Raw genomic sequence first — 21462 nt, 5'->3', positions numbered from 1 at the left:
CGCGTTGCTATTATTCTGGTCGCCGTATTGAGGACGAAGGGCCGCGCCAGTTCGGCGCGGCCCTTGTAGGTTTCGGCTTAGGAAGTCAGGCCGAACTTATAAAGCTGCGGCAGGTCCGCAATGTGCTTTTCGACACCGACCATATTGTCGCGGTGGTGACGCATCGCGGTCCGCCAATAGGGCTGGATGACCACGCCTTCGTCGATCATGATCGTCTGCAGCTTCGCCATCACCTCACGGCGCATATCGACATCCGCGATCGAGTTCGCCTCGGCCAGCAGCTTGTCGAACTCTTCGTTAGCAAAACCAGATTCATTCCAAGCGACACCCGACTTATACGCCAGTGCCAGAACCTGCGTGCCCAGCGGGCGGTGGTTCCAGTTGGTCGAGGAATACGGGTACTTGGTCCAGTCGTTCCAGAATGTCGAACCGGGCAGAACCGTGTGCTTTGCCTTGATGCCCGCATCGTTCAACTGAGCCACTACCGCAGCCGTGGTATTGCGACGCCAGTCATCGTCGATCGACTGCACTTCGTGCTCGAAATCGCCCATACCCGCTTCGTCCATCAGCGCCTTTGCGCCTGCCGGATCGTAAGGGATACGCGTCACAGCCGAGTCGTACTCGGGGTGCATCGGGCCGACATGACAGTTGTCGGCAGTGATGCCGTAGCCGGACATGCCAAGTTCAAGGCAGACGGCGTTGTCAACTGCCATGGCAAGGGCCTGACGGACCCTCTTATCGCCATAGATTTTGTTGCCATCGGCGTCTTCAGCCAGCTGGTTGGGGCGAATGACAATGGTAAAGCCCGATGGGATTTCCGAGCGGACAAGGCCAATACTGTCAAAGATGTCGACAAACTCGCCAACCGATTCCCAGTTCATATCGATCTCTTCGGCCTCATAGGCGGCCAGGAAAGCAGCAGGGTCAGTGCCATAATCGATGAATTCGATCCGGTCGATATAGCCGCCTTTACCAGCTTCGTAGCCCCACCAATCAAAGCCTTCGTTGCGGACCAGTACGCCCTTCACGCCGACCTCATGGCTTTCGGGCATCATGAAACCCGTACCAACTGGGTTGGACAGCATATCATTTGCATCAAAGCTGCTGTGTACGATTGCACCCGGATAATCTGCCATGCCGGGGATGATCGTGATATCCGGCGCGTTGCACTTCAGCTTGACTGTATGCGAGTCGACAACGGTGATGGCGCCATCTGCGGCTTTCTGAGTGCTCTCATCCATCAGTGAGGCCATGCGCGAGGCCATCGAGTTCCCTTCCAGAGACCCGTCGCACCAACCTTCGATATTGCGAGCTACGTCTTCGGCAGTGAAATCGTCACCATTGTTCCACTTCACACCTTTGCGGACGTTCAGCGTGTATTCAGTGGCGTCATCATTGGCTTCCCAGCTTTCCAGCAGCATGGGTTTGAACGAGCCGTCATTATTGTATTCGACAAGATATTCCAGCCAGCCAGCCGTGAAGGTTGCGATCTGCGTCCAGTCATATGTGCGCGGGTCTTTCAGTGCGCGCACTTCCATTTGATAGCGGATGGTGCCGCCACGCTGAGGTTCGGCAGCGGCTGCCGGTGACTGCAGGCCAATCATGCCATATGCGGTCGGTACGGCAACGCCCAGCGCGGTTACACGGGCCAGAAATTCACGACGGCTCAGATTGCCCTCACGATATTCCTTGGCGTGCATCTCTGCCGCCCAATGCATCGGCTTTCCGTTGATTGTCTGGTTTTCCATAGATGTCTCCCTGTGACACATAATTTTTTTAGATTTCGTGTTTCTGATTGATAGAGCCGGGCACTACAGGGACCGTTTGGTCTCGGTTGGTAGGGCCACGGGCTTGGATTTACGATTTATCAACATCCCCATAGCCGCATTCGGCACCAGTTTTTTCCCTGCGTCAATGTTGGAAATCGTCATAGATGGTACAAAAACGACATCCGGGCAGAAAGTGAGGTTCGGAAAGTTTCAATGTGAAAGGAACCGAGTCGCGTTGTGACGGATAGATGGATACATATCTATCCCTCACCATAGTGCTGATTAAAGCGTTGTTATATTAGGCTTTATCGTCTCCGGCGACTGCAGCCTTCAACACGCAGCGTCAAGGTGATGCCAGAACTTCATGCGCGCACGGAACCATGTGCGTTGGCGCTTGGCAAACTGACGTGTCGCGATCGTCGCTTTTTCGCGCGCCTCATCCAGTGTCATGCGGCCGTCCAGGTAGCCCATTAGCTCCGGAACGCCGATCGCTTTACAGGCGGGAAAAGAGGGGTCATAGCGATCGCGCATGGCCTCCACTTCCTCTATAGCTCCTTGGTCCAACATCAGGTCGAACCGTCGGTTGATGCGATCCAGCAGCCAGTCTTTTCTGGCGTCGAAAACAATCGGTACCGTGTTTTGAATATCCAGTATCGGGGCGGGTGTGTCAGCCTGCCAATCCGAAAGGGATCGCCCGGTTGCGTTCTGAACCTCCCAGGCGCGCTGAACACGCGCGCGGTTTTGGGTGTCGATCCTCTGCAGGGTCAGACCGTCCAAACCCGCGATCAGTTCTTGCAACGGCAACTTATCCGCGTGTTCCCGGATTTCCGGCGGGGTTGCAGGGATATCGGCCATCCCCTCGGTCAGAGCTGTGAAATACAGACCGGTCCCTCCGACGATTATCGGACGAGGGCGTTGCGACAGCATCGGCGTGACCTCTCGCAGCCAATGACCAGTCGAATAGGTCTGGTCATAGGCAACATGCCCATACAAACGGTGCTGTGCGCGGGCCTCATCCTCGGGCGAGGGTCGGGCCGAGATAATACGCCAGCAGTCATAGATTTGACTGGCATCGGCGTTGACAATCACGCCTCCGAAACGCTCGGCGATCAACAGCGCCAGCGCCGATTTGCCCGAGGCAGTGGGCCCGGCGATCAATACAGGTTTGTCATCGGGAATCGACGGCAATTGCGCCAAAAGCCGGTTCTCAGAGTTGTCGGCCATGACTGGTTGCCCCGTTCCTGACTATCCGCATTGAACCTGCGGAGGTTTTGCTTCATTTTGCGCCGGAAAATAACCCCGTGCCAGCCCGGAGCGCAACATGAGCCTTTCCCCTTCCGTCGAGACCACCGAGACCCCAAAAACAACATATGACCGTGTCATGTTGAAGATTTCCGGCGAGGCGCTGATGGGAGATCAGGGATTCGGACTGCATCCGCCCACCGTTCAGCGCATCGCGCAAGAGGTCAAATCGGTTCATGATCTTGGTGTTGAGATTTGCATGGTCATCGGGGGTGGCAATATCTTCCGTGGTCTGTCTGGATCTGCGCAGGGGATGGAGCGTACGACAGCCGACTACATGGGCATGCTGGCGACTGTCATGAACGCGCTGGCGATGCAATCCGCTCTGGAGGGGGTAGGGGTCTTTACACGTGTAATTTCGGCCATTCGGATGGATGAGGTGTGCGAGCCTTACATTCGCCGCCGTGCTGTTCGTCACCTTGAGAAAAAGCGGGTTTGCATCTTTGCCGCAGGAACCGGGAACCCCTATTTCACCACCGATACCGCTGCGACTCTGCGTGCTAACGAAATGGCGTGTCAGGCGATCTTCATGGGCAAGAACGGTGTGGATGGCGTATATGACAAAGACCCCAAGGTGCACGCGGATGCAGTGCGCTATGATCAGGTTTCTTATGACGATGTTTTGGCCAAGCGGCTGCGCGTGATGGACGCATCGGCCATTGCATTGGCGCGCGACAACAATCTGCCACTGATCGTCTTCGGTCTGGATGAACCCGGCGGGTTCCGCGGCATCCTGGCGGGTGAGGGGACTTATACCAAAGTTCAGGGCTAATGCTGATTTGAACAACACTGAGCCGGGCATCTCTGCCCGGCATTTTCGTACTTAAAAGAAACTGAGCCCGGCGTGAGCCAATGACGTCGTCAGTGCACGCATTGCGTGGCGGCAAAAAATACCATTAACGCAATCACTTGACCCAACCTTCTGCCTCTGGCTATCTGGCCGGGTCCGCTGGTGGTGATGGGGCCATCATGGGGGCTGCCGTCGATCCTTACCCGTTCCAAGGACCTGCGGCTGGGCTGGAAGACCTGCCTTGTTTTCGGGGATGTCCGGACTTTGCGCTGGCAACAACCCGGACTGTAGTGCATGATAAGGGAGAGAGATGCGATGGGCGCTCTTGATATTGAATTCGTTCGGGCACAGTTCCCGGCCTTTTCGGAACCCAGCCTTCAGGGACAGGCCTTTTTTGAGAATGCAGGTGGATCCTATACCTGCAAACCTGTGCTTGTTCGGTTGAGCCGGTTCTACACCCAGCGAAAGGTTCAGCCCTACGCGCCCTATGAGGCGAGCCGTGCGGGTGGCGCGGAAATGGACGAAGCACGAGCGCGACTTGCCGCGATATTGGGGGTGGAAACAGATGAGCTGAGCTTTGGCCCTTCGACGACGCAGAACACCTATGTACTGGCTCAGGCATTCCGGCAGTGGATGCAGCCGGGCGAAGCGATTGTCGTGACCAATCAGGACCACGAAGCAAACTCGGGGCCCTGGCGGCGATTGGCCGATGAGGGGATCGAAATTCGGGAATGGAAGATTGATCCGGAGAGTGGGTCTTTGAACCCGCAAGATTTGGAGAATTTGCTGGACGAGAAAGTGCGGCTGGTGTGCTTTCCGCATTGCTCGAATGTCGTTGGGGAAATCAACCCGGTCACGGAAATCACCGCGATCGCCCATGCTGCGGGTGCTTTTGCCTGTGTCGACGGGGTTTCTTACGCACCGCACGGGTTCCCCAATGTCGGTGATCTGGGCCCTGATATCTATCTGTTTTCCGCCTACAAAACCTATGGCCCGCATCAGGGTTGCATGGTTATTCGACGAGCTTTGGGTGAATTGCTGCCCAACCAAGCGCATTATTTTAACGGCGACACTCTTTTTAAGCGGTTCACACCAGCCGGGCCTGACCATGCTCAGATCGCGGCCAGCGCAGGCATGGCGGACTATGTGGACCTGCTTTGTGCCCATCATGGAGGACCGGAAACAGGAGCTTCGGCAAGGGGGTCCTTTGTGCATGATCTGATGCGGGAACACGAGGTCACTTTATTGCAACCTCTGCTGGACGCGGTCAAAGACCGGAACGCTCTGCGCCTCATCGGACCGTCTGATGCCAGCCGGCGTGCACCGACGGTAGCGTTAAGTCTGAATAAGAAGGCCGAGCCTGTTGCTGCCGAGCTTTCCAAACACGGTATCATGGCAGGTGGCGGTGATTTCTACGCACATCGCCCGTTGCAAGCGATGGGCGTTGACGCAGAACAAGGGGTCTTGCGCCTTAGCTTTACACACTACACCAGTCGACAGGAAATTGATCAGCTTTTGGAGGCGCTTGACCGCGTTTTGTGATCCAGTTTCTGCGGCGCTTCGTAGTTCGAAGAAAACATGGGGCGGACATGAATTTTGATCATTCTCCGATCATTTTGTGGTTCAGGCGCGATCTTCGGTTAGGAGATCATCCGGCGCTGAGCGCGGCGGTGCAATCAGGTCGACCCATCGTGCCCGTATTTGTTCTCGATCATCAGGTTCAGACTTTGGGTGCCGCGCCGAAATGGCGCCTTGGTCTGGGCCTTGACGCTTTTGCCGGCAGGCTTGAGCAGCTTGGCAGCAAGTTGATACTGCGCCAGGGTCAAGCACTGGATGTTCTTTGTGAACTGGTCAGAGAAACTGGGGCAGGCTCCGTATTCTGGACGCGGGCTTATGATCCGGAGGCGATCAACAGGGATACCCAGATCAAGGCCGCTTTGACCGAACAGGGTATCCAGGCACAGTCTTTTGCTGGCCAACTTCTGTTTGAGCCTTGGACGATCGCCACCAAAACCGGCCAGCCGTTTCGGGTCTTCACTCCGATGTGGCGATCAGTGCAGGGGCGCGAAGTCTCTTTGCCCGAGCCCGTGCCCACGCGGCTTATGACGCCGAAAACCTGGCCTGCGTCCGATCAATTGTCTGATTGGCGACTGGATCGGGATATGCAGCGCGGGGCCGCAGTGGTCCGCCCGTTTGTCCACCCGGGCGAAAATGCGGCGCTGGACCAGTTGGATGCGTTTCTAGAACGTATTGATCAGTATCGCGAACAGCGGGACCAACTGGATCAATCTGGAACCTCTGATCTTTCAGAATACCTTGCTCTGGGCGAGATCGGGCCGCGTACAATCTGGCATCGAGTGCAAATCGCCGACCAAACCGGGGCGCATGGTGGTGAAGGCTATCTGCGTCAGCTTGTGTGGCGTGAGTTCGCATATCACTTAATGTACCACTGGCCGCATCTTCTGAGTGCCAATTGGAAGCCTGAATGGGACGCATTCCCTTGGAATACTGATCCCGACACGCCCGAAGTGCGCGCGTGGCGTCAGGGAAGAACCGGAATTCCGCTTGTCGATGCCGGTCTAAGACAAATGTATGTCACCGGACGCATGCACAACCGAGCGCGGATGATTGTCGCGAGTTATCTGACAAAGCATCTGATGACGCATTGGAAAATCGGCGCCGACTGGTTCGGGGATTGCCTGATCGACTGGGACCCAGCTGCAAATGCGATGGGATGGCAATGGGTGGCCGGTTGCGGCCCTGATGCCGCACCGTATTTCCGTATCTTCAATCCCGACACACAGCGCGAGCGGTTTGATCCAAACTCAGGTTATGTGCGTCGCTGGATTGCCGAGGGCCAATCCGAGCCGCCATCGACCGCGCTGGCCTATTTTGATGCCGTGCCGCGATCATGGGGGCTTTCTCGTGACCAGATGTATCCCGCACCGGTGGTGGGGCTGAAGGAAGGCCGCGCCCGTGCGTTGGGCGCGTATAATGCCGGAAAAGACCAGTAAGGAACTGAAAACTTGCCAGAAACCGAATCCCGTCCTAGCTTTGACCCGCAACCGCAGAGGGGAGAGCGGATGTTCCTGACGAGCACCGAAGGGCAGGAAAACCTGCCGAGATATTTTACACAAGTCTTCAAGATGCTGAAGAGGATGGAGCGCGGCCGACTTGACATCGCGCTGCCAGACGGACGCATTTTCCGCGCGGATGCGCCCCAACCAGGCCCCGTGGCACATGTGGACATCCACGACCCCGACGTCTTTTCCCGGCTGGTTCGCGAGGGAGAGCTGGGCTTCTCGGACGGCTACCTTGAAGGCGATTGGAGCACACCGGACCTACGCAGTTTCATGGACCTCGTGCATCTGGGAACTGAAACGGTCTACGATGATTTTACCGGACAGTTTCTTGTGCGAGCCTATGAAAGACTGCGGTTCTGGTTGCATCGTAACAACCGGTCGCAGGCGAAAAAGAACATCTCGTATCACTATGATCTCGGCAATGACTTCTATGGCCTGTGGCTGGATGACACGATGACCTATTCCAGCGCCATATTTGAAACGGGTCAGGAAAGCCTCGAAAAGGCGCAAACTGCGAAATATGCCAGCCTGGTGGATGAAATGGGGGCCAAACCGGGGGATCATATCCTTGAGATCGGGTGCGGCTGGGGTGGGTTCGCCGAATATGCCGCGAAAGAGCGTGGGTTGCGCGTCACCGGGCTGACCATTAGCCAAGAGCAGTTGAAGTTTGCTAGAGAGCGAATTGAAAAAGCAGGGCTTTCTGATCTGGTGGAGTTCAAACTACAGGACTACCGCGATGAGCAGGGTCAATATGATGGAATTGCCTCGATCGAGATGTTCGAGGCGGTCGGTCAGAAATATTGGCCCGCATATTTCAACACGGTCCGTGATCGGTTGAAGCCGGGTGCCCATGCCACTTTGCAGATCATCACGGTCGCGGATCATCGTTGGGATATTTACAAGAACGGCGTTGATTTCATTCAGAAATACATCTTTCCCGGCGGGATGTTGCCAGCACCGTCTATCCTTAGAGATCAGATCGATCAGGCGGGGTTGACCGTTGTACGCTCAAAAGAGTTTGGCAAAAGCTACGATCTGACCCTGCGGCGCTGGTACGAGACCTTCAATGCCAAGTGGGATCAGATATCGGAGATGGGGTTTGATGAGCGTTTTCGCCGCATGTGGAATTATTATTTGACCGCATGTGGCGCAGCCTTTGACACCGGTAATTGTGATGTGACACAGATCACGATAGCCAAACCCAGTTGAAGAACGGAAAAATCGGATGCCTACAGCCTCACGTCTCACCGCCGCGTTGTGTCTGCTGGTGATCGCGTTCCTTGTGTCGGGCATGATCATCGACAACGGGGAAGAGGGTAAAGACTATGGTTATTTCACCTACGTGAACATAATCCTGGGTTGGATCTGCGGCTGGGTCGTCATGGGTAAACGTGCTGGCCGTGGCTGGACCGCGGCCGTCAACAACGGTTTGACCGGTGTTGCGGCGCTGGTGTTCTGGGGGCTGTTCGTTCAGGGCACCTACGAGATGTTCAGTCAGGCGATGCGCCATCGGTTTGGTGGTCCGTTTGAGGCTCTGCTTGCCATCTTTCAGATCGGGATTGGCTATGGTGAACAGCTTCTGGCACCGGAAATCCTGCTTACGCTGGGTTTTGGTGCTGTTCTCAGCGGGATACTTACCGAAATTGCCTTTCGCCGCTGGCGTTAAATCTGATCTGCCAATTTGGGGCCTCTGCTTTGTCCAATCTGTTTTTCTATGGCACTTTGCGCCATGTCTCTTTGCTGGAACTCGTCATGGGTCGCAGCGCAGGCGATTTATCGGCGATGCAGGCTGTTTTGCCGGATCACGCCGTATACGCGGTTCAAGATCAACCCTTTCCAATGATTGTCACCGAAAAGGGCAGTAAGGCCAGTGGCGTTCTGGTGCAGGGCCTAGGTGACGTTGAGCGTAGTCGATTGGCCTTCTATGAAGGCGGTTTCGAATATGAACTGCGCCAGGAGACAATCGTGACTGAGGATGGAAAAGAACATCAGGCCTTGGTGTTCTTTCCGGATACTGACATTTGGAAAAAAGGCGCACCGTGGGATCTTGAAACCTGGATCAGGGATTGGGGTGCGCTTTCGGTATTCGCAGCAGACGAGGTGATGGCCCATTACGGAAGAGTCGATGCCTCGGACATCGTGCGCAGCTTTCCAGCCATAAGAACACGCGCCTGGGCCAGATTAGCAGCAAGACAACGTGGAACGGGGGATGAGCGGAGCGTTGCGGATGACGTGATCGTTCATGACCGCAAGCACGCCTATATAAATTATTTTGGGATGGATGAAATTGAACTGCAGCATCGTCAGTATGACGGCGCCCTGAGCCCGGTGCTGCATCGCAGCGGGTTGATGCAGGGGTCTGCAGTGATCGTCCTGCCTTATGATCCGGTGCGCGATACGGTGTTGCTGGTAGAGCAATTCCGTGCGCCCGTGTTCCTGATCGACGACCCCGAGCCGTGGATGTGGGAGCCTGTGGCTGGCATGATCGATCCGGGCGAAACACCTCAGCAGGCGGCCACCCGCGAGGCCATGGAAGAAGCGCAGATTTCACTATGCCAACTGGAATATGCAGGTGGTGCCTATTCATCCAGCGGATCGTCAACAGAATATGTTTATCTCTATGTCGGTCTTGGGGATCTGACTAGTACGGTTGAAAGCGGTGGCCTCGCTTCGGAAGGTGAGGATATCCGCAGCAGAATTCTGCCGTTTGATGAATTCATCAACATGGTAGATGCTCATGTTTTCAAGGATCTGCCGCTTCTAACTCTTGCTTATTGGCTGGCGCGGAACCGCGATCGACTGCGCGCTAAGTGATCCCTGCTTGTGATCGCGTCAGGGCACCTGTAAATCTGCTGCAATACCATATGACAAGAGGATGCCATGCGCATTGCACGAGACCTTGCCGACGCCGTCGGTAAAACACCTTTGATCCGGCTGCGTCGCGTCAGCGAAGAAACGGGATGCGAGATCCTCGGCAAGGCCGAATTCATGAACCCGGGTCAGTCCGTCAAAGACCGTGCTGCGTTGTTTATCATCCGCGATGCGATTGCGCGCGGTGATCTGAAACCCGGCGGCACGATTGTTGAGGGTACGGCCGGGAATACCGGCATCGGTCTGGCGCTGGTTGGTGCCTCGATGGGGTTCAAGACGGTGATCGTCATTCCTGAAACCCAATCCGAAGAGAAAAAGGATATGCTCCGCCTGGCGGGGGCTCAGCTTGTGCAGGTGCCTGCGGCGCCGTACCGTAATCCCAACAACTTTGTGCACTATTCGCGCCGTCTGGCCGAGCAGTTGGCTCAAACCGAACCAAATGGCGCGATTTGGGCCAATCAGTTCGACAATGTCGCCAACCGTCAGGCACATGTGGAAACCACTGGTCCCGAAATCTGGGAGCAGACCGGCGGTAAAGTCGATGGCTTCATCTGTGCCGTTGGATCGGGTGGTACTCTGGCCGGGGTGGCCGAAGCGTTGCAGCCCAAGGGTGTCAAGATCGGTTTGGCTGATCCGATGGGGGCGGGGCTCTATTCCTTCTACACCACTGGTGAGATCGCGATGGAGGGTGGTTCTATCGCAGAAGGTATCGGACAGGTGCGGATTACCAAGAACCTCGAAGGGTTCACACCTGACCATTCCTGGCAGATTACCGATAGCGAAGCGCTGCCCTATATCTTCGATCTGCTGCGCGAAGAGGGTCTGGTGATGGGCGGGTCAACCGCGATCAACATTGCCGGTGCCGTCCGTTTGGCGAAAGAACTGGGGCCAGGGCACACCATTGTTACGATTTTGTGTGACTACGGCACCCGCTATCAATCCAAACTGTTCAATCCTGAATTCCTGCGTGAAAAGGAACTTCCCGTACCCGATTGGATGACCGATGCGCCGCGCAGTATTCCTGGCGTGTTTGAGGACGTGTGATGCTGCAACAGGTCCGCCTGTGTCTGGTTCTGGTGCTATTCTGCTTGATTGGGTTGGGCGGGATCGCCTCTGCCCAACTTACTGACCGGCAGAGCGAGTATTATCAGGGCTGGGTCAGCACGGCGGACCGGGCGGAATCTGTTATTCGCGCGAACCGTGCATCCAACGCAGCATTAGAGAATTTGCGTTCGGAAATAAATGAGTATCGCGAAGACTTTAATAAAGCCCGAGGTGCCAACACCGATCGTATTCAGACGCTGGAAAGCCAACTCAAGGCGCTTGGCCCAAAGCCGGCTGACGGGGAAAGCGAGGCCGAAGACATTGCCAAGCTGCGCGCGCAACTCGAAACCCAGCTGAACAGTTTGCGTGTTCCCCGCATCATCTCGGAAGAGGCTTTCAGTCGCGCGAATGGGCTGATCAGCGAAATTGATCGGATAGTCCGAGACCGACAAAAGAAAGAGATGCTGAAACGCGGGCCGTCGCCGCTCAACCCCGTCTATTGGGGACCAGCTTGGGTCGACATCAAAGAGGCGACGCACAGCCTTATTAACGAAACCATCGAAAACTTGCGCTCTGATGTGGTGCGCGAACAAATCCGCGAGCGCGGTCTTGGCATTCTCGTGCTGTTGGTTGTTTCAGCAGTTCTATTGCTGTTTGGGCGCAAATGGTCCGAGAAAGGCGGCGAATATCTCCGCTCGCTAGGAGGTAGCGGCAGCGGGGTCTGGACCTTTATTGTCTCGCTGTTGCGCATTCTATTGCCTTGGTTGGGCGTGTTGGCGTTGGTCACCGCCGTCGTGCTAACTGGCGTGCTGGGCCTGCGCGGTACACTTTTGTTCCAGCAAATCCCCTATTGGGCCGCGATTATCTTCTATTTTGATTGGATCGGCCGGCAGGTCTATCTGATGGGAGCGGCGCAGAACTTCCAAAGACTGTCCGCAGGCAAAATCAGAGAATTGCGGGTTTATATAGACCTGTTGGCGGTCATGCTTATTTTGCACGAGCTGGCGCAATTGTTCGAGCAGATCGAGAATATCTCTGACGCGACCCGCGCCGTTGTTGGCTTCCCGATCGTTGTGGTGTCTGCTCTTCTTCTGCTGCGTGTGCGTCAGGTTCGCCAATCAGAGCCTCAGCAAGAACAGACGGACCAGGAAGCTACCCGCCGTGGCGCAGGGTTCAGCCAATTGGTCGAGTTCTTGCGGCGCGCCTTGTTCATGCTTGGGATTGCGACTCCGATCTTGGGGGCCTTTGGATACATTAACGCTGCCGAAGCTATCGTATTTCCTGCCATCAAAACGCTGGTTCTGATTGCAGCACTGGTGATCGTGCAGCGATTTATTGGTACGGTATATGGCTGGCTTTCAGGGCAGGGCGACGCCGCGCGCGATTCACTGTTTTCGGTTCTGGTCGGGTTCGCGCTTGCCATTCTGGCGTTGCCGATATTGGCGCTTTACTGGGGCGCGCGCCAGACGGACCTGCTTGAAGCTTGGTCGCGATTGTTGCTGGGGTTTGATATTGGCGGGGTTACGATTTCACCCAGTAATTTCCTGACGTTCGTTGCCATTTTCGCCATTGGATATACGCTGACCCGTTTGCTGCAAAGCGGGCTGCGCAATTCACTGCTGCCGAAGACCAGCATTGATCCCGGCGGGCAGAATGCCATCGTGTCGGGTACCGGATATGTCGGAATTTTTCTGGCGGCACTGATCGCTATCATGGTTGCCGGTTTTGACCTGTCCTCGCTTGCGATCGTGGCGGGTGCTTTGTCGGTCGGCATCGGTTTCGGTCTTCAGACCATTGTATCGAACTTTGTCTCAGGGATCATCCTACTGGTTGAGCGTCCTATTTCCAAAGGTGACTGGATCGATGTGAACGGTATGATGGGATATGTGCGCGATATCTCAGTCCGGTCGACGCGGATCGAGACGTTCGACCGGACGGATGTGATCGTTCCGAACTCGGACCTGATCAGTGGGGTGGTTACGAATTACACCCGGGGCAATACGATTGGCCGAGTGATCGTGCCTGTAGGCGTCGCCTATGGTACCGATACCCGCAAGGTCGAAACTATTCTGGGCGAGATCGCAAACGGGCACCCGATGGTTCTGGCCAATCCCGCGCCCAGCGTAGTGTTCCAGGGCTTCGGTGCAGACTCGTTGGATTTCGAAATCCGCGCGATCCTGCGGGATGTGAATTGGGTGCTGTCTGTCAAATCCGACATGAACCACGAGATCAATCGCCGGTTCGTTGAGGAAGGCATCGAGATCCCGTTCGCGCAGCGTGACCTGTGGCTCCGTAACCCTGAGGTGCTGACGGGTCAGTCCGATCCGTCCAATGATGCTTCTGCCGTGGATGACGACCTATCACCCCAAGCGCCATCGACAAAACCAGTGGACATGACAGCAGACGATCTGGACGCGGCAGGGGATCAGGACGGCGAGGGCGACAACCACTGAGCGTGATGCGATCGGCATTTTCCCGCAAATGGTTATCGGACTGTTTCATTTTGATGTAGTCTGAAGTCATTTGCAGGAGGAATTTTGATGGTTACATTTTCACACAGCCTCGCGCGTATTGCCGTCTGGAATCTGGCCGGCTTCAATCCAGTAAACACAAGTCTGGGTATTCCAGCCAGCAGTGACCGGGTCACCCATCAAATCGAAGGGCTGGCCCTGCTGGACGCCGAACTGATCACTCTGGTCGAGGTCAGCCCCATCGAACATATCGATCGGCTGGCCTTGGGTCTGGCCGATAAGGGGCTAGACTATCAGGTCAAGATCCTGCCGCAGCCCAACGGCAATATCCATATCGGGTTTCTGCACAAACCGGGGGTCTCGGTGACAGGTTTGCAGCTGATCGACGGCTCGGAAGGTGACGATCCCGGCGGACGTCAGGCCCTGATCGCCGATGTCGAGGTCGGCAAATTCAAGGCCAAACTGATCGCTGTGCATCTTAAATCCGGACGAGACCGGCCCGAGCAGCAGATACGTGACAGCCAATGCAGGATTATCGGAGACAAGATCGCCGAGATCCGCTCGACCCCCGGTCTGACACAGCGCACGATCCTTCTGATGGGTGATTTCAACATGATCCCCGGTCAGGACGTCAGCAATTTCCACCATCTTGGTGGGGATGACATGATGGACTTTGTTTCGTGCTGGGACTTGCAGGATCGGTTCTCGCATATTCTGGATAAGGGTCGCGCCAATTTACTGGACGGTTTTGCCGTATCACGCACCTATTCCACCGATTATGTCCGCGGCAGCCTGCGGCTGTTTCCAATGCACTGGACCATGAATATGGGGCGCGAGGCGTTCAAGGATGAGGTGTCGGACCATCTGCCTTTTGTCGCTAGCTTTCGTATTTTCTGACCCGTCCATTTTTGCGAAAGGGGCCTTGCACTCGGTTCAGAAATTCGCATAAGTCACCTCTACCGGAGAGGTGGCCGAGTGGTCGAAGGCGCACGCCTGGAAAGTGTGTAGGCGGGAAACCGTCTCCAGGGTTCGAATCCCTGTCTCTCCGCCATATACCCCATGAAATCTGAGATGCCTTGCGGTCTATGCGAGACTGTTTTGTGCACGGCTTTCAATGTGAAGTGTCGTGCACAATGCACCGGATTGATGAGATTTGACTCAATCTGACAACAAGGCGATGACTTGATCGGTTTCAGGTCTTCGTCGCGATGCCACTGGCACTTGAACCGCTAGAGCACGCCCTGTCGGGCAGGATTGCGCGTGGGCCGTTACGAGTGCACCAGATTTCAATGGCTCTTCGAGTAAGCATAGGTGCCCCATTAGCACGCCAGCTGCGGCCTTGGCCTCTTCCACGGCAAGGCTGTAAAGCGAAAAATGCGGGCCAGTTTTGACATCTGGGACCTCACAACCTGTGCTTCGCGACCATGTGGACCAATCGCTGCTCCACGTCTGATCGTGCAACAAGGGAGTGCCTTGAAACCCGTTGTTGCCGGTTAACTGATCCAGCAGAGCAGGGGCGCAAACCGGTTGGGTTTCATCCTCGCACAGCACAATTTGGTCAGGTGCTTCGTCCAAGGCCGCGAAGAAGATCGCCAAATCGAACATCTCACGCGAAAGGCTGGGTGGTGTTTCCAGCGCCGTGACCGAAAAATTGATATGCGGAAAACACTTTCTGATCCGGCGTAATCGTTTGGGCAACCAGAGTTGGGCAACAGCAGGCAAGGCGGCGATGTGAAAATCGGCATTTGGCTTGAGGTTCCGAAGGGCCCGAGCGGCATCGCCCATCTGATCAAAGGCTGTGGTGAAGACCGCGACAAGTGATTGACCTTGGGGCGTCAGTTCAACCCCTTGCGCGTTGCGGCGAAACAGCGGCGCACCTGCCCAACCCTCCAACGCCTTTACATGTTGCGAGATCGCCCCCGGTGAGACGTTCAACTCTTCCGCCGCCGCGACAAAGCTGACATGCCGCGCTGCTGCCTCGAACGCCCGCATTGCGTTCAGCGGAGGTCCCTTGGGGCGTTTGGGGGCGACACTCATTGATCTAGCCTTAGTTTTTCTACGCCAAGAAATAACAATTCTGCTTTGCGGTGTCACGCGAAAGCCGCCAAACTGCGAAAAACAGGAGGATGTCAGATGACACTTGTACAAAGAGACTGGGTGCCTGCCGCAAGCGAAACCCTGATTCAGGATATCGCGAACAAGGCCGCATCGACGTCGTCTGGCGATTTACTGGCCCGGATCGAGAATTTGGCAGAGGAAAACCGGCGCATCCACGAAAAAGAGTGCTTCAATCTCAACCCGGCGACAAATGTCATGAACCCAAGGGCCGAGGCACTTTTGTCGTCAGGCATCGGGTCCAGACCATCGCTGGGATATCCTGGTGACAAATATGAAATGGGGTTGGAGGCGATCGAAGAGATCGAAGTCATCGCAGCAGAGTTGTGTGCCCATGTTTTCGACGCGCAATTCGCCGAGGTTCGCGTGCCTTCGGGCGCAATTGCCAACCTCTATGGTTTTATGGCGACCTGCAAACCCGGTGATGCGATAATCGCTCCGCCAGCATCGATTGGTGGCCATGTGACTCACCATTTGGCGGGGTGTGCGGGGCTGTTTGGTCTGCGCACTATTGAAGCCCCCGTCAATGCGGATGGGTATACCGTTGATCTGGAACGGTTGAGGGCTTTGGCGAAAGCCGAACGCCCCAAGCTGATCACGATAGGCGGCAGTCTGAACCTGTTTGAGCATCCCGTGGCCGAAGTGCGTGCCATAGCGGATGAAATCGGCGCAAAGGTCATGTTCGACGCCGCCCACCAGTGCGGGATCATCGCCGGGCATGCGTGGTCCAACCCGCTGAAGGAGGGTGCGCATTTCATGACCATGAGTACCTACAAAAGCCTTGGCGGACCGGCCGGGGGGCTGATTGTGTCAAACGATGCGGAAATCGCCAAGGCGCTGGATACAATTGCTTTCCCCGGCATGACAGCCAACTTTGATGCAGCCAAAACGGCTGCACTTGCCGTCACCATGCTGGATTGGAAAGAGTTCGGATCAGCCTATGCAGATGAAATGATTGCGATGTCCAAAGCACTTGCTGCCGCGTTGGATGCGCAAGGTGTTCCGGTCTTCGCGGGTGGAGAGGGTTTCACCAATTCTCATCAATTCGCGGTACTGGCAGCGCCGTATGGTGGGGGTCAGACTGCCTCCAAACTGCTTCGAAAATCCGGGTTTCTGGCATGTGGCATCGGATTGCCAGTTGAGCCGGTGGAAGGCGACATGAATGGCCTACGGATCGGCACGCCCGAGCTGGTCCGGTGGGGTATGACAGCAGGAGATGCAGAGCGTCTGGCAGAACTGATCCGACGTGGCTTGGGCGGTGAATCCGTTCTATCCGAGGTATCTGGATGGCGCAGTGAGTTCGATAGGTTGCATTTTGTGATTTGAACCAGTTGCGGCCAATCAGGTCTCAGGCCCTGATTGGTCGCTCGATCAGAAACGCGGTTTAGCCGTTATCCGCTTCTTTCAGACCTTCGATCTGAAGGTCGAAACCTTCCTGAATGTGGCTGGTGAAAGTTTCCAGCGCTTCGGTGACATCACCCGTCGCAATCGCGTCAACGAGCGTCAGGTGGTTTCCGAGCGATTTAGAGATATCGACGTTTTCAATCGCCGAAAACAGATGGAACGCCATTGCTTTGCCCCAAATCATATCGAACATGTCGATCAGAAATTTGTTGCCCGCCTCAACCATGAAGGCACGGTGAATGCGCCGGTTTGCGATAAAGTAGTCTCGGGTCGTCGGCTGGCTCAGATCTTCTTCGCGACGAATGAGTTCGCGCAATCGATCAAGAACCTCTGGTTCAGCGTGTACCGCAAGTATGCGCGCGGCTTGTCCTTCGATGGCTGCACGTGCCTGGTATAGTTGCCGCACCTCGGTCTGGTCCATGCGCGCCAGTCGAAATCCGCCGCTGGCGGCCACTTCCAACACGCCTTCAGTCTCCAACCGCATGAGCGCTTCACGTACAGGCGTCCTGCTGATGTTCAACTCGGCGGCCAGCTTTTCCTGCACCAGCCGATCTTCACCGGTGATCTCGCGACTCATGATGGCTTCGACCAGTTGGTCATAGACCTCGTCCGCCAGGCGTCTGCGTTGTGTTTTGATTTGTTTCAGAGCCACTCGGAGCCTCTCTTTCTGTCCTTCATGAATTCTGTATTCAATAAAACAACTGCTGCCAAGGCGAATGGGGTTGCTATTGTTCGTGTACTGTATACAGTATACAAGAAAGAATGAACAGGGAGCTCTTCATGTGTGGAATTGCTGGTAGAATACTGGCCGCGCCCGGGAAGGTTGGGGCGGATCTTGTTGACCTGATGGATGCGCAGGAACATCGAGGCGCCGACAGCACTGGCTTCGCCGTTTATGGTTTGCCACGAGAAACGGGATACGTTTTACGCGGAATGGGATTCGACAAGTCTCAACAGGATGCGGATCTCTCCGCGTTTGAAACGATATTGCGTGAACACGGAAGCAGCTTTCTGTCTGACCCCCAAATCGTAACGGACCAAAGTCGTCACTATTGCTTTCGGATGGAAATTTCAGACCCAAGGAATCTTCAAGCCTGGGTCGCGGACGCGGATGAGCTGACAGACCGCATTGAAGTTCAATCCTGCGGCCGCAGTCTTGAGATCATCAAGGATATTGGTGGTGCCGAAGCCGTGGCCGAAAAGCACGGCGTTCGCGATATGATAGGAACACATGGGCTGGGGCATGCGCGGCTTGCGACGGAAAGTTCGGTATTGCCTAACGCATCGCATCCGTTCTGGGCGCGCCCATTTTCGGATGTCGCGATCGTACATAACGGGCAGATCACCGATTACTTCACTTGGCGCGATAAGCTGACCCGAATGGGTTATCGGTTCTTGACTGAGAATGACAGCGAGTTGATTGCCGTCTGGGTCAGCGACCAGATGAAGGCGGGCCTGACCATGGAGCAGGCGCTAAAGAAGTCCATTACCTCTATCGATGGTGTGTTTACCTACATGATCGCAACGCCAAACGGGATTGGGTTTGCCAAAGACCGATTTGCAATGAAGCCTCTGGTCGTCGTCAACCGCAATGGCGATCTGGCGGCTGCGACCGAAGAACAAGCGGTCCGCCGGGTGATGACCGAGGAATGCGATGTGATCAACTACGACGGCCCGTCGCTGACCGGTATCTGGGGCGTCGGAAACCGGAGTTTGGCGGCATGAATGAGGTGGCTGCAAAGATGGATGAGATCGTCATCGAAGTCGGCAAGCGACATATCCGCGAGGTCAATCGTGAGATAATGGAAGCCTGCACAATGGGTCGGCCGATCCGCGTGGTAGATACGCTGTCTCGTCATAATTTGGGCGTGGGTCTGCCAGACAATGTGGATATCACATTTGAGGGCTCTGTGGGGTACTACTGCGGCGGCCTCAACACCGGGGCGAACATCACAATTGAGCGCAATTGTGGGTGGGCCGTTGGCGAAGGTATGGCCAAAGGGCACATCACTGTCGGTGGCTATGCCGGTATGTCCTGTGGTGCTGCGATGATCGGCGGCACGATCCATGTCAAAGGCGATGCGGGCCCAAGGGTCGGCGTTGCGATGAAAGGTGGAAACATCGTCGTCGAAGGAAAGATTGGCTATCAGTCCGGCTTCATGGCGCATTCCGGTCGGATCATAGCGCTTGGCGGAGCGGGGGAATCCTGTGCTGATGCGCTTTGGGAAGGTGAGGTCTGGGTAGCTGGCGAGGTCGACAGCCTGGGTGTGGATGTCGACGTGATCGAACCGACTGCTGAAGAAGTGGCCGAGGTCGATGCGATCCTCGACCCGCTCGGGCTTGTCGACAGTTCGCGAAATTGGCGCAAAATGGTTTCGGGCCAGCGTCTTTGGTATTTTGAAAGCAGGGACGCAAGCGCATGGCTCATGATCTGAGTAAACCTTACGAATATCCGTTCGACGTTGCCTCGGAAGAGGAAATCAGGTTCCGCGATGCGGGAGCGATCGACGGCCGCCCGGCTGGCGTTCCTTCGTCGTATGATGAAGGAGGTTCGACCCGCTGGACACCCGAGGCGATCTCGGAAGTTCACGCGCTGGCGCAGCTTGGGCGCTATCAGGTACGTGGATACAACACGTTCAACAAGCAATTGCCGACCTTTGATGATCTGACATTCGTTCCTGCAACGATGACCCGCCTGCCGCTGGAAGGCTATCGCGAGAATTGCGATACGACGACCGTACTGGGTGGAGGGCGCGGCCTTGTGGAGCGCCCGCTTGAATTGAAGATCCCGATCTACATCGCTTCAATGTCCTTTGGTGCTTTGTCGGCATCGGCCAAGGCATCGCTGGGTTATGGGGCCTCGAAAGTAGGAACCATGACTTGCACGGGTGAGGGTGGCATGCTGGAAGAGGAGCGCGAAGCCTCCCAACGCCTGCTCTATCAGATGTCACCCGCGCGGTATGGTGTGGATCTGGATCATCTGCGCCGCGCGGATGCCTTGGAACTTGTCGTGGGGCAGGGTGCGAAACCCGGAACCGGGGGTCTGTTGCTGGGTATGAAGGTCAGCCCGCGCGTCAGCCAGATGCGAACTTTGCCCGAAGGCGTGGATCAGCGATCTACGATCCGCCATCCAGATTTTCTCGGCGCTGATGATTTGGCAGTGAAGATTGAAGAATTGCGCATCGCCACCAACTATCAGGTGCCGATCTTCATCAAGATGGGTGCGACACGTCCCCGGTTTGACGTGGCAGTTGCCGCCAAAGCGGGTGCTGATGTTGTAGTAGTTGATGGTGCCGAAGGTGGTACCGGCGCGTCTCCGGAGTTGTTGTTAAACCATACCGGTATCCCGACGATGAGCGCCATTCGCGCTGCGCGTGAAGCATTAGACGAATGCGGCATGACCGGCAAAGTCTCTCTGGTCGCTGCCGGTGGCATTCGGTCCGGTGTGGACGCGGCGAAGTGTCTGGCTCTCGGTGCTGACGCTGTGATGATCGGCAACGCGGCTATGGTTGCGCTAGGGTGCAACAGTCCGCGCTATCTCGAAGATTACGCGGCCTTGGGAACATCCCCCGGTGCCTGCCACCATTGTCACACAGGTCGCTGCCCGGTCGGGATTGCGACGCAGGATGAAAGTCTCGAAGCTCGTATGAACCCGAATGCAGGGGCAGAGCGCATTGCGCGCTATTTGACGGCCATGACCATGGAGATTACAGCGCTTGCGAAAGCCTGCGGAAAGTCCTCGGTACACAATCTGGAAACCGAAGACTTGCGTGCGCTTAGCTTTCAAGCGTCAGCTTTCACTGGGGTGAAAATGGCTGGAATTGACAGGGCTTTTGACTGGTGAAAATCGCAGTTCTTGAGTTGACTAGCCACCCGCTGCCATTGTTGGAGGGAATGCCGCGGACTTCACAGCAGATTCAGGAGTGGATCGCCCCACACCTACCGGAAGCCGAGTTCGTAGTAGTAGGGGTTGTTGATGGAGAACCGCTCCCGGACGAGAGCGATTTCGACGGCGCTATAGTCGGCGGATCTGAATTTGGTGTTTATGATGACACGGATTGGATGCAGCCGCTACGTGCCTTCCTGGACCGTTGTCGAGAAATCCGAAAACCAGTCTTTGGTATCTGTTTCGGTCATCAGATCATGGCTGACGTCTATGGTGGTCGGGCCGAGAAAGCCGAGGTAGGCAATGTCGTTGGCGCACGGCCCTTCGACTATGGCGGAGATAGCGTGGATGCATATGTCTGGCATCAGGATCAGGTAACAAGCATTCCGGACTCGGCTCGGGTGACCGGATCGGCGAGCCACTGTCCAGTTGGTGCACTGGATTATGATTTTCCTGCCCGCTCTGTTCAGTTTCATCCCGAATACAAGGCGCATCACTTGCGCGATCTGTTCACCAGAGGTCGAGAGGTGCTTTTGTCAGCTACGGAGGCGGATGATGGGATGTCCTCGATCAACGCGGCAAAGGTGCCGGACGATATTGCAGCGCTTCAAGCAGTAGAGCTTTTTCGCGGTACGTACGTCCCTGAACAATAAGCCTTTGAGCGAACGGCTCTTGATCCTAATCAAGTCCAGCCAAGCCGCATTATGTATACTGTATACAAAATCGG

General features: G+C 55.9%; 19 protein-coding genes and 1 tRNA gene. 16 read left to right on the top strand and 4 right to left on the bottom strand.

Features of this window, described 5'->3' with window-relative positions; translation table 11 throughout:
- Positions 1–77: 77 nt before the first annotated feature.
- The gene (locus tag AC2TEM_RS03045; RefSeq protein WP_170421255.1) at positions 78–1748 is read right to left on the bottom strand and encodes an ABC transporter substrate-binding protein; all 1671 of its coding nucleotides are present in this window, start codon (positions 1746–1748) and stop codon (positions 78–80) included.
- Between the two features lie 351 nt (positions 1749–2099).
- Positions 2100–2993 (bottom strand): tRNA (adenosine(37)-N6)-dimethylallyltransferase MiaA, encoded by an 894-nt coding sequence (gene miaA / locus AC2TEM_RS03040; RefSeq protein ID WP_170421257.1) that lies wholly within the window; start codon positions 2991–2993, stop codon positions 2100–2102.
- Between the two features lie 97 nt (positions 2994–3090).
- Here miaA and pyrH point away from each other — a divergent pair, with 97 nt between their 5' ends.
- From pyrH to AC2TEM_RS02985, 11 genes are all read left to right on the top strand, one after another.
- Positions 3091–3843, top strand: coding sequence for a UMP kinase (gene pyrH / locus AC2TEM_RS03035; protein WP_170393296.1), 753 nt, complete (start codon positions 3091–3093; stop codon positions 3841–3843).
- 137 nt (positions 3844–3980) lie between these two features.
- Positions 3981–4190 carry a hypothetical protein gene (locus AC2TEM_RS03030; protein ID WP_170421258.1) on the top strand — a complete coding sequence of 70 codons (210 nt, stop codon included), beginning with the start codon at positions 3981–3983 and terminating at the stop codon, positions 4188–4190.
- A complete protein-coding gene (locus AC2TEM_RS03025; protein WP_480855978.1) occupies positions 4177–5403 on the top strand; it encodes an aminotransferase class V-fold PLP-dependent enzyme in 1227 nt (408 codons plus the stop codon). Before AC2TEM_RS03030 ends, AC2TEM_RS03025 begins: the two co-directional genes overlap by 14 nt.
- Positions 5404–5450: 47 nt before the next feature.
- Complete coding sequence (locus AC2TEM_RS03020; protein WP_170421262.1) at positions 5451–6875, top strand: cryptochrome/photolyase family protein; 1425 nt, start codon at positions 5451–5453, stop codon at positions 6873–6875.
- Positions 6876–6944: 69 nt separating this feature from the next.
- Entirely contained in the window at positions 6945–8153 is a 1209-nt protein-coding gene (locus AC2TEM_RS03015) for an SAM-dependent methyltransferase (RefSeq protein WP_170393292.1), read from the top strand.
- 16 nt (positions 8154–8169) lie between these two features.
- Positions 8170–8610: a TrgA family protein gene (locus tag AC2TEM_RS03010; protein WP_170421264.1), complete on the top strand. Its 441-nt coding sequence runs from the start codon at positions 8170–8172 to the stop codon at positions 8608–8610.
- Between the two features lie 29 nt (positions 8611–8639).
- Positions 8640–9758, top strand: coding sequence for an NUDIX domain-containing protein (locus AC2TEM_RS03005; RefSeq protein WP_170421267.1), 1119 nt, complete (start codon positions 8640–8642; stop codon positions 9756–9758).
- A 66-nt stretch (positions 9759–9824) separates the two neighbouring features.
- Complete coding sequence (locus AC2TEM_RS03000) at positions 9825–10859, top strand: cysteine synthase A (RefSeq protein WP_170393289.1); 1035 nt, start codon at positions 9825–9827, stop codon at positions 10857–10859.
- On the top strand, positions 10859–13312 hold the full coding sequence (locus tag AC2TEM_RS02995) for a DUF3772 domain-containing protein (protein WP_170421269.1): 2454 nt from the start codon (positions 10859–10861) through the stop codon (positions 13310–13312). The genes AC2TEM_RS03000 and AC2TEM_RS02995 overlap by 1 nt, the downstream gene beginning before the upstream one ends.
- A gap of 87 nt (positions 13313–13399) precedes the next feature.
- Complete coding sequence (locus tag AC2TEM_RS02990; protein WP_170510728.1) at positions 13400–14227, top strand: exonuclease/endonuclease/phosphatase family protein; 828 nt, start codon at positions 13400–13402, stop codon at positions 14225–14227.
- A 64-nt stretch (positions 14228–14291) separates the two neighbouring features.
- Positions 14292–14381, top strand: a tRNA-Ser gene (locus AC2TEM_RS02985).
- A gap of 107 nt (positions 14382–14488) precedes the next feature.
- On the opposite strand, the gene AC2TEM_RS02980 is transcribed toward AC2TEM_RS02985, so the two are convergent.
- Complete coding sequence (locus tag AC2TEM_RS02980) at positions 14489–15367, bottom strand: LysR family transcriptional regulator (RefSeq protein ID WP_170421273.1); 879 nt, start codon at positions 15365–15367, stop codon at positions 14489–14491.
- 96 nt (positions 15368–15463) lie between these two features.
- Between AC2TEM_RS02980 and AC2TEM_RS02975 the strand changes: the two genes are divergently transcribed.
- The gene (locus tag AC2TEM_RS02975; protein ID WP_480855977.1) at positions 15464–16771 is read left to right on the top strand and encodes an aminotransferase class I/II-fold pyridoxal phosphate-dependent enzyme; all 1308 of its coding nucleotides are present in this window, start codon (positions 15464–15466) and stop codon (positions 16769–16771) included.
- A gap of 58 nt (positions 16772–16829) precedes the next feature.
- Here the strand turns inward: AC2TEM_RS02975 and AC2TEM_RS02970 are convergent, their stop codons facing one another.
- Entirely contained in the window at positions 16830–17501 is a 672-nt protein-coding gene (locus AC2TEM_RS02970; RefSeq protein WP_170405336.1) for a GntR family transcriptional regulator, read from the bottom strand.
- A gap of 128 nt (positions 17502–17629) precedes the next feature.
- On the opposite strand from AC2TEM_RS02970, the gene AC2TEM_RS02965 reads away from it, so the two are divergent.
- From AC2TEM_RS02965 to AC2TEM_RS02950, 4 genes are read left to right on the top strand one after another with little or no spacing between them, the layout of a single operon-like run.
- Positions 17630–18574: a class II glutamine amidotransferase domain-containing protein gene (locus tag AC2TEM_RS02965; protein WP_170421277.1), complete on the top strand. Its 945-nt coding sequence runs from the start codon at positions 17630–17632 to the stop codon at positions 18572–18574.
- On the top strand, positions 18571–19284 hold the full coding sequence (locus tag AC2TEM_RS02960) for a GltB/FmdC/FwdC-like GXGXG domain-containing protein (RefSeq protein WP_170393282.1): 714 nt from the start codon (positions 18571–18573) through the stop codon (positions 19282–19284). Before AC2TEM_RS02965 ends, AC2TEM_RS02960 begins: the two co-directional genes overlap by 4 nt.
- On the top strand, positions 19269–20693 hold the full coding sequence (locus AC2TEM_RS02955) for an FMN-binding glutamate synthase family protein (RefSeq protein ID WP_170393281.1): 1425 nt from the start codon (positions 19269–19271) through the stop codon (positions 20691–20693). The genes AC2TEM_RS02960 and AC2TEM_RS02955 overlap by 16 nt, the downstream gene beginning before the upstream one ends.
- Positions 20694–20743: 50 nt before the next feature.
- Positions 20744–21388: a type 1 glutamine amidotransferase gene (locus tag AC2TEM_RS02950; protein ID WP_170421279.1), complete on the top strand. Its 645-nt coding sequence runs from the start codon at positions 20744–20746 to the stop codon at positions 21386–21388.
- Positions 21389–21462: the final 74 nt, after the last annotated feature.

This window comes from Ruegeria sp. HKCCD3925 (assembly GCF_057221175.1).
This window is presented reverse-complemented; position numbering and strand designations above follow the sequence as displayed.

Coding starts and splice junctions, on each gene's coding strand:
- AC2TEM_RS03045 (WP_170421255.1), bottom strand. CDS start 1,748: ATGGAAAACCAGACAATCAACGGAAAGCCGATGCATTGGGCGGCAGAG.
- miaA (WP_170421257.1), bottom strand. CDS start 2,993: ATGGCCGACAACTCTGAGAACCGGCTTTTGGCGCAATTGCCGTCGATT.
- pyrH (WP_170393296.1), top strand. CDS start 3,091: ATGAGCCTTTCCCCTTCCGTCGAGACCACCGAGACCCCAAAAACAACA.
- AC2TEM_RS03025 (WP_480855978.1), top strand. CDS start 4,177: ATGGGCGCTCTTGATATTGAATTCGTTCGGGCACAGTTCCCGGCCTTT.
- AC2TEM_RS03020 (WP_170421262.1), top strand. CDS start 5,451: ATGAATTTTGATCATTCTCCGATCATTTTGTGGTTCAGGCGCGATCTT.
- AC2TEM_RS03015 (WP_170393292.1), top strand. CDS start 6,945: ATGTTCCTGACGAGCACCGAAGGGCAGGAAAACCTGCCGAGATATTTT.
- AC2TEM_RS03010 (WP_170421264.1), top strand. CDS start 8,170: ATGCCTACAGCCTCACGTCTCACCGCCGCGTTGTGTCTGCTGGTGATC.
- AC2TEM_RS03000 (WP_170393289.1), top strand. CDS start 9,825: ATGCGCATTGCACGAGACCTTGCCGACGCCGTCGGTAAAACACCTTTG.
- AC2TEM_RS02995 (WP_170421269.1), top strand. CDS start 10,859: ATGCTGCAACAGGTCCGCCTGTGTCTGGTTCTGGTGCTATTCTGCTTG.
- AC2TEM_RS02990 (WP_170510728.1), top strand. CDS start 13,400: ATGGTTACATTTTCACACAGCCTCGCGCGTATTGCCGTCTGGAATCTG.
- AC2TEM_RS02980 (WP_170421273.1), bottom strand. CDS start 15,367: ATGAGTGTCGCCCCCAAACGCCCCAAGGGACCTCCGCTGAACGCAATG.
- AC2TEM_RS02975 (WP_480855977.1), top strand. CDS start 15,464: ATGACACTTGTACAAAGAGACTGGGTGCCTGCCGCAAGCGAAACCCTG.
- AC2TEM_RS02965 (WP_170421277.1), top strand. CDS start 17,630: ATGTGTGGAATTGCTGGTAGAATACTGGCCGCGCCCGGGAAGGTTGGG.
- AC2TEM_RS02960 (WP_170393282.1), top strand. CDS start 18,571: ATGAATGAGGTGGCTGCAAAGATGGATGAGATCGTCATCGAAGTCGGC.
- AC2TEM_RS02955 (WP_170393281.1), top strand. CDS start 19,269: ATGGCTCATGATCTGAGTAAACCTTACGAATATCCGTTCGACGTTGCC.
- AC2TEM_RS02950 (WP_170421279.1), top strand. CDS start 20,744: ATGCCGCGGACTTCACAGCAGATTCAGGAGTGGATCGCCCCACACCTA.